Below are 13,634 nucleotides of genomic sequence, written 5' to 3'. Positions count from 1 at the left end.
TCACCCCAGCATGGTGACCAGCGCCGCGCCCAGCAGTCCCAGATACGCCACCGCGTGCGCGCGGTCCGGGATCGACGGCGACCGGCGTCGCAGCAGCGCGATCGTCGGCAGCGAGCCGGCCAGCAGGAGCGCCGCCGCGGAAAGGTCGATCGCCGCCGGTCCGGGCGTGGCCAGGTACACGGCGGTCGCCGCCACGGCCACCGGCAGGCTGAGCGGGTTGGCCAGCGCGGTCGCGTCGCTCATCGGCAGGCCGCGCCGCCGCAGCAACGGCACCGTCAGGACGCTGCCGCCGACCCCCAGAAACCCCGCCACCGCCCCGATTCCGACGCCGCCCGCGGTGACGGTGGCCCGGCTCAGCGGGCGCGGCCGGCCGCCGCCGAGGAACCCGCGCCGCAGGAGACAGTCGAGGATGGTCAGCGCCAGGTACGCGGCGAACAGGGCGTGCAGGACGCCGTCCGGGACGCTCGTCGCGGCCAGCGCGCCGAGGCCCGCGCCGACGGCGATGAACGCGGCCAGCGGCCAGACGTACGCCCGCTGCAGCCGGCCCGCCCGGGTGACCGTGAGCGTCGCGCCGAGCGAGTTGACCAGCATCACCGCGGCGGACGTCCCGACCGCGACGTGCATCGCGGCCGGGCCGGTCGCCGCCACGGCGTAGACCACCGGCACCGTCACGAACCCGCCGCCGAACCCGAAAAGCGCTGTGGTGACGCCGCTGAGGACGCCCAGTCCGAAGAGGAGCACGTACCGGAACGCTAGGGCGGACGCGCCTGGCGGGCATTCGATGATCAGCCAAGTTCTTCCGAGTTCCGGCCACCTAGGCTCGGCGGCGTGCGCAATATCCACATCGACACCGTCGACGACCTCGACCGGGACGTCGTCGCCATCGGCACCGACTACCCGCCCCGCCACGTCCTCGCCGAACACCGGCACCGCCGCGCCCAGGTCCTCTACGGCGTCACCGGCTCGATGCGCGTCGAGACGGCCGACGGCGCGTGGACCGTCCCGCCGCACCGGGCCGTGCTGATCCCGGCCGGCACGCCGCACGCGGTCCGGATGACCGGCGTCAGCACGCGCAGCCTGTACGTCGAACCCCGTGCGGTGCCGTGGTTCCCGGCCCGGTGCCGGGTCGTCGAGGTGACGCCGCTGCTGCGCGAACTGCTGCGGGAGGCGGTCGACGTCGAACCGCGCTACGTCGCCCGCGGACGTGACGCGGTCCTGCTGCAGCTGGCGCTGCACGAACTGCGCCGGGCCGCGCCGCTGCCGCTCGACCTGCCGTTGCCCGCCGACCCGGAGCTGCGCCGGCTGTGCCAGGACTTCCTGGCGGAGCCACGCATCGACGTCCGGCCGGCGGCCTGGGCGGCCCGCCTGCACGTCGCCGAGCGGACGCTGCACCGCCGGTTCCGCGCCGAGACCGGGCTCGGCCTCGCGCCGTGGCGGCGTCGCGCCTGCGTGCTGCACGCGTTGCCGCTGCTCGCGGCGGGTGCGCCGGTGGCCGAGGTGGCCGCCGGCCTCGGCTACGCGGGCCCGGGCGCGTTCACCACGATGTTCCACCGCCTGCTCGGCGCGCCACCCAGCGAGTTCCGCGAGCGCTGACTCCGAGGACGGGTGTGCACCGGAAAATCTATGTGTTACGGTAGGTAACAGTAAACCGTGGTAACACCTGACGAGGAGGTCAGCATGACGAGCATCAGCGAACGCGAGCCGGAGGTGTCGGACCGCGAGACCATCGCGCGCCGGCTGCTGGACTCGTCGGAGCAGCTCTCGTACGACCCCGTCGAGGAGGTCGACTGGGAGACGCCGCTCGACAAGGACTTCCACGGCGCCAGCCCGGAGTGGAGCACGCTGTACGGGACGTCCTACTGGGACGGGATGACCCCGGAACAGCAGCGCGAACTGACCCGCCACGAGGCGGCGTCGGTGGCGAGCACCGGCATCTGGTTCGAGATGATCCTGCAGCAGATGATCCTGCGGGACTTCTACGCGAAGGACCCGACCGATCCCGCGTTCCAGTGGGCGCTGACCGAGATCGCCGACGAGTGCCGGCACTCGATCATGTTCGCCCGCGGTGCGGCGAAGCTGGGCGCGCCCGCCTACCGCCCGCGCCGGTTCGTCGTCGAGATGGGCCGGATCTTCAAGGCCACCGCGACCGGTGAAGCCGCCTACGCGGCGATCCTCGTCGCCGAAGAGGTCCTCGACGTCATGCAGCGCGACTGGATGCGCGACGAGCGCGTCGTCCCGTTCGTCCGGACCATCAACAACATCCACGTCGTCGAAGAGTCGCGCCACATGAAGTTCGCGCGCGAGGAAACCCGTCAGCGGCTCGACGGCGCCGGGTGGGTGCGGCGGCAGATCAACGCGCTGGTCGTCGCGATCGCGTCGTTCTTCATCGTCACCAGCATGGTGAACCACCAGGTCTACGAGAACGCGGGGCTGGACGGTAAGCGCGCCCGGCGCGAGGCGAAGGCCAACCAGCACCACAAGTCGATGCTGCGCTCGAGCTGCTCCGGGCTGATGGAGTTCCTCCACTCCGCCGGGCTGCTGACCAAGCCGGCGCTGTGGTTCTACAAGCGCGCGAACCTGATCTGACGGCCCCGGAGTCGACGAGATGGCCTTCGCGATCACGCAGACCTGCTGCGCCGACGCGTCCTGCGTGTCGGTCTGCCCGGTCAACTGCATCCACCCGACGCCGGACGAGCCGGACTTCGGCCGCACCGAGATGCTCTACGTCGACCCGGCCACCTGCATCGACTGCGGTGCCTGCGCCGACGCGTGCCCGGTCGACGCGATCTTCCCGGCCGGCGACCTCACCGGGCCGCTGCGGGCCTACGAGGAGATCAACGCCGAGTACTACGCGGGCCAGGACGTGCTGGCCGAGGCGAGTGCCGCGCCCAACTTCCACCGCTGGACGCCCCCGGCGTTCACCCGGGTGCTCCCGAGCGACTTCGCGCCGCTGGACGTCGCGGTCGTCGGCAGCGGCCCGGCGGGTATGTACGCCGTGGAGGACCTGCTACTGCACACCAACGCCCGGGTCACCCTGATCGACCGCCTGCCGGTGGCCGGCGGCCTGATCCGCTTCGGCGTCGCGCCCGACCACCCCTCGACGAAGAAGATCGGCGAGACGTTCGCGCGGTTCCACGACCACCCGCGGCTGCGGCTGCGCCTCGGGACCGAGATCGGCCGCGACGTCACCGCGGCGGAGCTGGCCGCGCGGTACGACGCGGTGGTCTACGCGGTCGGCGCCACGGCGGCCCGCCCCCTCGGCGTCCCGGGGGAGGACCTGCCCGGCAGCCTCGCCGCGACGACCGTCGTCGGCTGGTACAACGGCCATCCGGACGTCGCGCCCGGCGCCGTCGACCTCTCGGCCGAGCGGGTGGCCGTCGTCGGCACCGGCAACGTCGCCCTCGACATCGCCCGCATCCTCACCGCCGACCCCGAGACCCTCGTGGGCACGGAGATCGCCCCGGCCGCGCTGGCCCGGCTGCGGTCGAGCAAGGTGCGCGAGGTCGTGCTGCTCGCCCGCCGCGGCCCGGAGACCGCCGCTTACACGCGGCCGGAGCTGCTGGCCCTCGCCGAGCGCGCCGGCGTCGACCTCGTGCTCGACGCGCACGACCCGCGCGTCGCGGCGGCGATCGACCGGGGGGAGGGCAAGGCGGCACCGCTGCGCGGCCTGCCCCGGGAGACCGTCGACTGGTCCACGCCGCCCCCGGATGACCGCCGCCGCATCGTCCTGCGGTTCCACTCGGCGCCACTGGCGTTCACCGGCGACACCGAGGTCCGCGGCGTGCGTGTCACCGGCGTCGAGGGTGCCGTCGAGATCGGTGCGGGCCGGGTCGTCCGGGCCGCCGGGTTCCGCGGCACCGGCGTGCCCGGCCTGCCGTTCGACGAGCTGACCGGAACGGTGCCGAACGTCGAGGGCCGCGTCGAGCGCCTCCCGGGCACGTACGTCGCGGGCTGGATCAAGCGCGGCCCGTCCGGCGGCATCGGCGCGAACCGGGCGTGTGCCCGCGAGACGATCGGCGCCCTGCTCGAGGACGCCGTCGCGGGCCGGTTCCCGGTGCGCCGCCGCGTCCGGAAGCTCTTCGGCCGCGCCTGAGTGCCCGTTCGTCCACCACCCCGGTCTCCGCGGAGACCGGGGTGGTTTCGTCTTCGCGGCATCCCCCGGATGAGTGATGCGGTACCGCACCAAATCCGGTTCGGCACCGAAGAAATAAGAATGTCCACACCGGACAACCCGCGTATTCGTGCACGGCTCCGGCGCGATTATTCCTCGCCGGTGGAATGAATCCGCGACTTTCGTAGGGTTGCTCGCGCACGCGCCGGGCGTTCGCGGGCAGACATTCGTGGCCGGAGGGGCAGCCACCCGGCGCCGCGGGCGGATTTCGGGGCCCTCCTGCTGGGTGTTGACCAGGAATGTCCGTTTCTGCCCGACCGTTCGCGCCTCTGTGTCCTTAAGGGAACCGCGTCGCGCGCCCTTCGGAAATCATCCATACGATCATCGTGCTGTCTCCGTCAGGCTTTCACGTCTTCCGGCGTCGAGAGTGCCGGGCGGGGCGATGCCGGGGCCCGCGGAACTCCTTTGTGGACGGAGGCGGCCCGACCCCGTTGAGGCAGGGCAGAACAACGGATTCGAGGAGGCGAAAATGGCGGCTCAGAACGGCGCCAAGGTAGACACCGGGATCATGCGCCAAGGCGCTAGCACCATCACCGACACCGGCCAGGGCATCACGGGCGTGAACCGCCAGGTGGACTCCACGATGCAGGAGCTGCTGGGCACCTGGCGCTCGGACGCGGCCGTGGTCTTCCACGAGGCGATGGGCACGTTCGACCGCACCGTGCAGACGATCGTCGACCGGCTGAACACGCTTTCCCAGCACGTCACGACCGGCGCGAACGACTACGACCGCCAGGACGAGGACAACACCTCGAACGTGCGCCAGCAGGCCGCGACCATCGGCGGCCTCCCCGGCTTCTGACCGGACTCCCTCTTCGAGAAAGGAAAACCCCATGGCTCTGGGTCAGTTCACCATCAGCTTCGCGCAGATGGAAGCCACGGTCGGGCGTGCGCAGCAGCAGTCGCAGCAGATCACCGAGCTGCTCGACCAGATGAACCGCACCATCACCGCGCAGCGCGAGCACTGGCTCGGCAGCGCGGCCGACGAGTTCCAGTCGACCTACGAGTGGTGCCGCCAGCAGGCGCTGACGCTGCCGCAGTCGCTCGACGCCGCCGGCCGCACGCTGGCGACCGTCAACGAGGGCACGTCGAGCACCGAGAGCGCCAACGCGACGCGGTTCGCGCAGCGCTGAGGACCCCGCGCTCCGGCCGGGGCGCGGCCGTCAGCCGCCGCGCCCCGGCCGGTTCGTCCGAACGCGACAGACCGGAAAGGACTCCTCCGCCATGGCTTTCGACCCGGTGGTCTTCGAAACCGCCCAGATCGCGAACCCGAACAACCAGCACAGCGACACCCCGCCGTCGACCGAGGGCGCCTTCAACAGCCCCGGCCACCAGGACCCGGGCGACCAGGGCAACGTCTACATCCCGGTCGGTGACGTCTCCACCGCGCCGCCGGTCCCGGGCGGCGCGGACCACCCCGGCAAGGGCGTCACCGCGGTGAACACCCAGGCGATGCACACGTTCGCGCAGAACCTGCGCACGCTCGCCGACGGCCCGCTGGCCAAGCTGCCGGGCCAGCTCGACACCGTGAACATCAAGCCGGGTGTGTTCGCCACCGCGCACGACAAGCTCATCCAGCCGATCGTCGGCGAGGGCGGCCTGCGCGACTCGACCCGCACCACCGTGCAGGACCTCATCACGGCGATGCACGACGCGGCGGACGCGGTCGACAAGGCGGCCAACGCCTACGACTCCGCCGACGAGGCCAACAAGATGACCACCGACGCCTACAACCAGTACTTCGGGCAGCTCAGCTCGGAGATCACCGGCGCGGGGTCCAAGCAGCACTGATCGCGGGCGGGGTTCCGGCGGGCTGAGCCGAACCAGGGAACGGGCGAGCGAGGGACGATGGGCGACGACAACAACACCCACGGGTTCACCCAGGACGACAACGGCGTCTGGCCGGATTCCAGCAACACGCCGACGAACTCCACCGGCGACCCCGGCAAGGACTTCGACGGCCTGACCTGGAAGCAGATCGAAGCCGCCATCCTCGGCGGCGGCTCGATGGCGCCCGGCCAGGACCAGGCCGACCAGGCCTACGGCAACGTCAACTGGCAGTCCCTGCAAGCCGCCGCCGGCGTGTTCCAGACGACGCAGATGAGCCTCGCCGTCGTCGCCGAGGCCATCCAGAAGCAGGTCGAGGCGCTCGCCGGGGAAGACGGCCCGTGGAAGGGCACCGCGGCGACGAACTTCAAGGGCATGATGAACGACATGGCCTCGAAGTTCCAAGGCCTCGTCCACCAGATCAGCGACGGCAGCAGCGGCGGCCGCAACATCCCGAACCAGCTCGCCAACTCGGCCGCGTACCTGCAGTGGGCGCAGAACACCTTGCGCTACATCGACTCCTACTACGCCCAGCAGGTCATCGCGCGCGGCAAGGTGCTCAACGACGGGCGTGCGTACATCTCGCAGTTCCCCGACGCCGTCGAGATGATGACGAACGACATGCGCCAGGTCGGCAACCAGCTGTCCGGCAAGTACCACTCGTTCTCCGTCGCCAGCTACACCGCGCCGCCGCCGGCGACCCCGCCGCCCGTGGACGTCCCGCCGCCGCCTCCGCCGCCCGAGGCCCCGCCGCCCCCGGACATCCCGCCTCCCGCGGACGCGCCGCCCCCGCCCGCCATCCCGCCGCCGCCCGGCGGTTCCGGTGGCGGCGGTGGCGACGTGCCGCCTCCCGAGCTCCCGCCCCCGCCCGGCGACACGGGTGGCGGCGGTGGCGGCGGAAATCCGCCGCCGTTGTCCAGCGCCGACATCCCGCCGCCACCCGGCGGTGACTCCGGCCTGGGCGGGGACGGCGGGGGCACACCCCCGCCGTTCCAGAACCTCGCCGTCGCGCCGCCGCCCGGTGCGGGCGGCGACAGCGGCACCGGTGGCCCCGGTGATCTCGGGGCCATCAACCCGCCTTCGCTCGACGGCCCGCCCGGGGACGTCGGCGCGGGTGGTGGCGCCCTGCCGCCGTTGACCTCGCCGAACCTGACCCCGCCGCCGTCCGGTGCCGGGGGCAAGGACGGCCCGAAGGCCGGCGGCCTCGGCGACATCAAGCCGCCCGCGCTCGACAGCCCGCCGGGCGACGTCGGCGCCGGTGGCCTGGGCGACATCAAGTCGCCCTCGTTCGACTCGGCGCCGGGTGACGTCGGTGCGGGCGGTGGCGCGGGTGGTCTCGACGGCCTCGGCGACCTGAAGTCGCCGGCGCTGGGCAACCCGCCGGGTGCCGGCGGTCTCAACGGACTGGGCGCGAACGCCCTCAACCCGGCCGACGTGCCGTCGTCGCTGCAGGACCCCAAGGCGGGTGGCGGTTTCACCTCGCCGATGGGCGGTGGCATGCCGATGATGCCGCCGGGTGGCATGGGCGGCGGGATGAACCCCGCCGGCTCGGAGCGCCCGGACTCGGCCGGCCTGCTCGGCGGCGTCGACAAGCCGTGGACCAGCAGCCTGCCCGACGGCCTCGGCGACCCCAGCGCGCTGACCGACGCCCCGGCGTTGAAGTCGGCTTCGTGGTCCGCGCCTCCCGGTGACGTCGGTGGTGCGGGCGGCCTGGGTGACGTCGGCGGTGCGGGCGGTGTCGGCGACGTCGGCGGCGCGGGCGTCCCCGACCCCGGAGGCATCAAGGGCCTCGACCCGAGCCAGCTGCAGGCGCCCGGCGGCCTCTCGACGTCGAACGGTGGTCAGCAGCAGGGCATGCCGGGTTCGGGGATGCCGATGATGCCGCCGGGTGGCATGGGTGGTGGCATGAACCCGACCGGCGCGGAACGGCCGGATTCGGCCGGTCTGCTCGGCGGCGTGGACGCGCCGTGGGATTCGGCGTTGCCGGACGGCCTGGGCGACCCGAGTTCGTTCGGCGAGACCCCGGCGCTGGAGTCGGCGTCCTGGTCGGCGCCTCCGGGTGACGTCGGCGGCGCGGGCGGTGCCGGTGACATCGGCGGTGCGGGTGGCCTCGGCGACCTCGGTGCCGGCGTTTCGGATCCGGGTGGCATCAAGGGCCTGGACCCCAGTCAGTTGGCGGCGCCCGGCGGCCTCTCGACGTCGAACGGTGGTCAGCAGCAGGGCATGCCGGGAGCGGGGATGCCGATGATGCCGCCGGGTGGCATGGGCGGTGGCATGAACCCCACTGGCGCGGAACGGCCGGATTCGGCCGGTCTGCTGGGCGGCGTCGACGCGCCGTGGACGGCCGACGTGCCGGACGGCCTCGGCGACCCGAGCTCGTTCGGCGAGACTCCCGCCCTGCAGTCGGCTTCGTGGTCGGCGCCTCCGGGCGATAGCGGCGGTGCCGGTGACCTCGGTGGGATCGGCGGCGCGGACGCCGTCGACCCGGGTGGTGTCAAGGGCCTCGACGCGAGCCAGGTGCCGGCGCCGGGCGGTCTGTCGTCGTCGAATGGTGGTCAGCAGCAGGGCATGCCGGGTGCGGGCATGCCGATGATGCCGCCCGGTGGCATGGGTGGCGGCGCGAACCCGACGAGTGCGGAGCGGCCGGATTCGGCCGGTCTGCTCGGCGGCGTCGACGCGGCCTGGACGCCGGACGCCCCCACCGGTGTCGGCGACCCGAGCGCCACCGGGGACACCCCGGCGCTGGGCGCGGCGTCGTGGTCGAGCCCCGGCGTGACCCCGCCGCTCGGTGCGGCGTCGTGGCCGGACCCGGCGGTGTCGGGTGCCGGAACCCCGTCCCTGGGCGCGAGCCCGGCGGTGCCCGGTGGCGAGGCCCCGTCCCTGGGAGCGGTGACCGGTGGTGTGGGCGGCGGAATCCCGGCCGCCCCGCGCGTCGACGCGCCCCGGACCCCGGAGGCAACCGCCGCCGGTCCGGGCGTGCCCGCCATGCCGATGATGCCGCCGCCGATGACACCGCCCGACAACGGTTCCGCCGCGGACCGCCCGGACTCCGCCGGCCTCCTCGGCGGCGACCCCTCGGCCTGGGCGACCGCCGCCACCCCGGGCGAACCCGACCCGGGCGCCGGCACCCCGCGGGGCTGGGCGACCGCCGTGCCGGTCAGCGGCTGGGGCACCGCGCCCGTCGGGAAGTCCGCTTCGGACAGTCAAGACGACGACGTGCGGATCTCGGTCGTGCGCCCCGTCGAGTCCACAGAGGACACGTCCGCTTGGGACGTCGGCACCGCCGAGTTCCTGCCGGGTCTCCTGCCGTTCGCGCCCGCTGCCGAGCGGGAGCAGGACGTCAGCACGGACCTCGTCGAACGCAGTGACGAACCGTGGCGGCCCGTCGAAGACGAACCGAGGGAGACGTACCGGCGGATCCGCGTCGGCGACGGCGAGTTCATCCCGGACGAGCTGCCGACCTGCGGCGACGGCCCGGCGATGGAGACCGAAACCGAAGCCCCGGAACCGGAAGCCGAAACCGGCGAAGAGGAAGAGGCCGAACGCACCATGGCGGATCTGCTGAGCCAGGACGACTCCGCCTGGGGCCGGTCCGCGAGCCGTCCTTCGGGGGTGCTGGAGTGAGCACGGAAACCGTCAAGCGCGGGCCGCGCGCGTCGGGCCCCGAACTGCCCGAAGGCCAGGAAGAGCTGCAGGAGCCGCCCGTGCTCGCCGAACCGGCGGCGCGGGACTTCAACTCGCTGCTGATGATGCTGCCGATGGGCATCGGGTCGATGGTGATGGTGCTGTCGTTCTCCGGCGTCGGCGGCAGCTCGCCGATGACCTACGTCCTCGGCGGCGGCATGGGCCTGTCCATGATGGCCATGAGCGTCGGCCAGCTGACCCGCGCGGTGGGGGAGCGCAAGCGCAAGATGCGCGCCGAACGCCGGGACTACCTGCGCTACATCGCGCAGGTCCGCACCCGGGCGCGGGCGACGGCCGAGCAGCAGCGGCGGGCGGTCGCGTGGAACAACCCGTCGCCGGACTCGCTGTGGTCGCTGTCGATGGGACGTAGGCTGTGGGAACGGCGGGTCAGCCACGACGACTTCGGCCGCGTCCGCATCGGCCTCGGTTCGCAGCAGTCGGCCCTAGAACTGGTCCCGCCGGTGACGAAGCCGATCGAGGACCTCGAACCGCTGTCGGCGATCTCCTTGCGTCGCTTCACCGAGACCTACCGGTCGCTGTCGGGCATCCCGACGGCGGTCGGCCTGCGCAGCTTCACCAGCGTCGAGTTCGACGGCGACCCCGAGGCCGCCGCGAGCCTGGTGCGGGCGATGCTGGCGCAGCTGGTCGTGTTCCACTCGCCGGACGAGCTGCGGATCGCCGTGCTCACCACCGAAGCCGCGCAGTCCCAGTGGGACTGGGTGAAGTGGCTGCCGCACAACCAGCACGCCACCCTGCGTGACCCGGCGGGCCCGCTGCGGCTGCTGGCCGCCGACCACGACGACCTGATGGACGTCCTCGGCCCGGACGTCGCCGACCGCGACGACCACGACAAGGCCGTCGGCCCGACCACGACCGAACCGTTCGTGGTGATCGTCGCGCACCTGGCGACCATCCCCGAGTCGTCGCGGCTGCTGGGCGCGGGGCTGCGCAACGTCGTGCTGCTGGACGTCACCGGCGCGCTTCCCGGCGGCCCCAAGGTCTTGCGGCTGAACACAAAGGACGATCGCGTCGAGTTCCCGGCCGGCACCGGCGTCGGCTCCGCGATCCGCGACGAACTGTCCGTGACGCAGATCGAAGGCCTGGCCCGGCTGCTGTCGCCGAAGCGCACCAGCGGCACCCTGGAGATCACCGAACAGCCCCTCGAGAGCGATTTCGGGCTGACCGCGCTGCTGGGCATCCGCGACGTCCACAGCTTCGACATCCCGGCGCAGTGGCGTCCGCGCGCGGTGCAGCGGGCGCGGATGTCGGTGCCGATCGGCGTCACCGAGGACGGCGAGATCGTCGAGCTGGACCTCAAGGAGTCCGCGCAGGGCGGCATGGGCCCGCACGGCATGCTCATCGGCGCCACCGGCTCGGGCAAGTCCGAGCTGCTGCGCACCCTGGTGCTCGGCCTGGCCGCGACGCACTCGTCGGAGATCCTGAACTTCGTCCTCGTCGACTTCAAGGGCGGCGCGACGTTCCTGGGCATGGACCGGCTGCCGCACACCTCGGCGATGATCACCAACCTGGCCGACGAACTGCCGCTGGTCGACCGGATGCAGGACTCGCTCAACGGCGAGATGGTGCGCCGCCAGGAGCAGCTGCGCGCGAGCGGCCACCCGTCGCTGTTCGAGTACGAGAAGGCCCGCGCGGCCGGCGAGCAGCTGCCGCCGATGCCGACGCTCTTCCTGGTGGTGGACGAGTTCTCCGAGCTGCTGAGCGCGAAGCCGGAGTTCATGGAGCTGTTCGTCTCGGTCGGCCGGCTGGGCCGCAGCCTCGGCGTCCACCTGCTGCTCGCCTCGCAGCGGCTGGACGAAGGCCGCATCCACCGCGTCGAAGGCCACCTGTCGTACCGGATCGCGCTGCGGACGTTCTCCTCGATGGAGTCCCGCAGCGTCATCGGCGTCGGCAGCGCGTACGAGCTGCCGTCCGAACCGGGCAACGGCTACCTCAAGATCGACACCACGAACCTGGTGCGCTTCAAGGCCGCCTACGTCTCCGGCCCGGTCCCGGCCGGCAGCGGCGACGGCGCGGGCGACGTCGCCCGCGCGGGGGCCGAGGTCGTCCCGTTCTTCACCCGGACCCGGCCGACCCGGTTCATCGTCCGCGACGACGAGCCGGACCTCGCGGCCGATGCGAAGACCGCCCAGGAAATCCTCGAAACCGCGCCGAGCGGGCCGACCCTGGCGGACGCCTTCGTCGAGCGGCTCACCGGCGCGGGTCCGGCGGCGCGTCAGGTGTGGCTGCCGCCGCTGGCCGAATCGCCCAGCCTGGACGCGCTGCTGCCGGGCGTGCTGCCGGACGCCGTCCGCGGCATGACTGTGCAGGACCCGGCCCAGTGCGGCCGCCTGCGTGTGCCGCTGGGCATGATCGACCGGCCGTTCGAACAGGTCCGTGAGCTGCTGACGGCGGACCTGTCCGGCGCGGCCGGCCACGTCGCGGTCGTCGGCGGCCCGCAGACCGGCAAGTCGACGCTGCTGCGGACCCTGGTGCTGGCCCTGGCCATGACGCACACCCCGGAGGAGGTCCAGTTCTACGGCCTCGACTTCGGCGGCGGCGGGATCATGTCGATCAGCGGCCTGCCGCACGTCGGCTCGGTCGCCACGCGCCTCGAGCGCGACCGCGTCGTGCGGACCATCGAAGAGATCTCGCAGATCATGGAGCACCGCGAGAACATCTTCTCCGAACGCGGCGTCGAGTCGATGGATGTCTACCGGCAGCTGCGCCGCCGCGGCCAGGTCGAGGACCCGTTCGGCGACGTCTTCCTGGTCGTCGACGGCTGGTTCTCGCTCAAGAACGACTACTCCGAGCTGGAGCAGAAGATCGGCGAGCTGGCTTCGCGCGGCCTGTCGTTCGGCATCCACGTCGTGGTCGCGTCGACGCGCTGGTCGGAGATCCGGCCGTACCTGCGCGACCTGCTGCAGACCCGGTTCGAGCTGCGCCTCGGCGACCCGATGGAGTCGGAGATCGGCTCGCGCAAGGCGAAGACCGTGCCGAGCCAGCCGGGCCGCGGTCTGACCCCGGACGGTCTGCACTTCCTCGCGGGCCTGCCCCGGATGGACGGCAGCGCGGCCACCGGCGACCTCGCCGCGGCGACCAAGGCCGTCGCCGAAGAGGTGCACACGTTCTGGCCGGGCCGCCGCGCGCCGGCCGTGCGGCTGCTGCCCTCGACGTTGCCGCTGTCCGAGCTGCCCCGCCCCGACGGCGACCTGCGGCTGGCCCTGGGCCAGGACGAGCAGCGGCTGCTGCCGGTGTGGCACGACTTCCGCGCCACGCCGCACCTGCTGGTGTTCGGCGACAACGAGACCGGCAAGACCAACATGCTGCGGCTGGTGCTGCGCTCGGTGCTGGCGCGCTACGGGCCGGGCGAGGCGAAGATCGTGCTCGCCGACCCGAGCCGCCAGCTCGACGCCGAAGTCCCCGAGGCCTACCGCGTCGGCTACGCGACGACCACCGAGGCGTTGCAGGAACTGGCGACCCAGACGGGAGTTTCGCTCTCGCCGCGGGTGCCGGACCAGAGCGTCACCGCCGACCGGCTCAAGCGCCGCGACTGGTGGACCGGGCCCCGGCTGTTCCTCGTCGTCGACGACTACCAGCTGCTCACCGGCGGCATGGGCTCGCCGCTCGAGCCGCTGCTGTCGCTGCTCGCGCAGGGCGCCTACATCGGCATGCACCTGATCGTCGCGCGCAGCACGTCCGGCGCGATGCGGGCGCTGAGCGACCCGGTGATCCGCCGGATGTGGGAGCTGGGCAGCCCCGGCGTCGTCTTCTCCTACCCCAAGGAAGAAGGCAAGTTCCTGGGCGAGGCCGCGCCGCGCAAGCTGCCGGCCGGGCGTGCCCAGGTCGTCACCCGCCGTGGCGTGAAGCTCGTCCAGACCGGCTTCGTGCCCGGGCCCGACCAGCAGCTCGTCGGCAGCACATTCGGCACTCTCGAAGGGAGCGGACGTTGACC

The 13,634-nt window shown here is 72.7% G+C and carries 9 protein-coding genes; 8 read left to right on the top strand and 1 reads right to left on the bottom strand.

The features are described 5' to 3' along the window. Nucleotides 1-741 carry a sulfite exporter TauE/SafE family protein gene (locus tag OG494_RS17295; protein ID WP_328456891.1) on the bottom strand — a complete coding sequence of 247 codons (741 nt, stop codon included), beginning with the start codon at nt 739-741 and terminating at the stop codon, nt 1-3. Between the two features lie 87 nt (nt 742-828). Here OG494_RS17295 and OG494_RS17290 point away from each other — a divergent pair, with 87 nt between their 5' ends. The 8 genes from OG494_RS17290 (at nt 829) to eccCa (ending at nt 13,632) form a co-directional block, all read left to right on the top strand. Beyond that, complete coding sequence (locus OG494_RS17290) at nt 829-1,593, top strand: AraC family transcriptional regulator (protein ID WP_328456889.1); 765 nt, start codon at nt 829-831, stop codon at nt 1,591-1,593. A gap of 84 nt (nt 1,594-1,677) precedes the next feature. Further along, nucleotides 1,678-2,586 (top strand): AurF N-oxygenase family protein, encoded by a 909-nt coding sequence (locus OG494_RS17285; protein ID WP_328456887.1) that lies wholly within the window; start codon nt 1,678-1,680, stop codon nt 2,584-2,586. A 19-nt stretch (nt 2,587-2,605) separates the two neighbouring features. Then, a complete protein-coding gene (locus OG494_RS17280; protein WP_328456885.1) occupies nt 2,606-4,093 on the top strand; it encodes an FAD-dependent oxidoreductase in 1,488 nt (495 codons plus the stop codon). Nucleotides 4,094-4,640: 547 nt separating this feature from the next. Then, on the top strand, nt 4,641-4,973 hold the full coding sequence (locus OG494_RS17275) for a WXG100 family type VII secretion target (protein WP_247050426.1): 333 nt from the start codon (nt 4,641-4,643) through the stop codon (nt 4,971-4,973). A 31-nt stretch (nt 4,974-5,004) separates the two neighbouring features. Next, on the top strand, nt 5,005-5,304 hold the full coding sequence (locus OG494_RS17270) for a WXG100 family type VII secretion target (RefSeq protein WP_247050428.1): 300 nt from the start codon (nt 5,005-5,007) through the stop codon (nt 5,302-5,304). Between the two features lie 91 nt (nt 5,305-5,395). Then, on the top strand, nt 5,396-5,962 hold the full coding sequence (locus OG494_RS17265; RefSeq protein WP_328456882.1) for a hypothetical protein: 567 nt from the start codon (nt 5,396-5,398) through the stop codon (nt 5,960-5,962). Nucleotides 5,963-6,019: 57 nt separating this feature from the next. Next, nucleotides 6,020-9,622 (top strand): hypothetical protein, encoded by a 3,603-nt coding sequence (locus OG494_RS17260; protein ID WP_328456880.1) that lies wholly within the window; start codon nt 6,020-6,022, stop codon nt 9,620-9,622. Continuing rightward, nucleotides 9,619-13,632 (top strand): type VII secretion protein EccCa, encoded by a 4,014-nt coding sequence (gene eccCa, locus OG494_RS17255; RefSeq protein WP_328456878.1) that lies wholly within the window; start codon nt 9,619-9,621, stop codon nt 13,630-13,632. Before OG494_RS17260 ends, eccCa begins: the two co-directional genes overlap by 4 nt. Nucleotides 13,633-13,634 lie beyond the last annotated feature (2 nt).

Origin of the sequence: Amycolatopsis sp. NBC_00438 (assembly GCF_036026695.1) — a bacterium.
Taxonomy (GTDB): Bacteria; Actinomycetota; Actinomycetes; order Mycobacteriales; family Pseudonocardiaceae; genus Amycolatopsis.
This window is presented reverse-complemented; position numbering and strand designations above follow the sequence as displayed.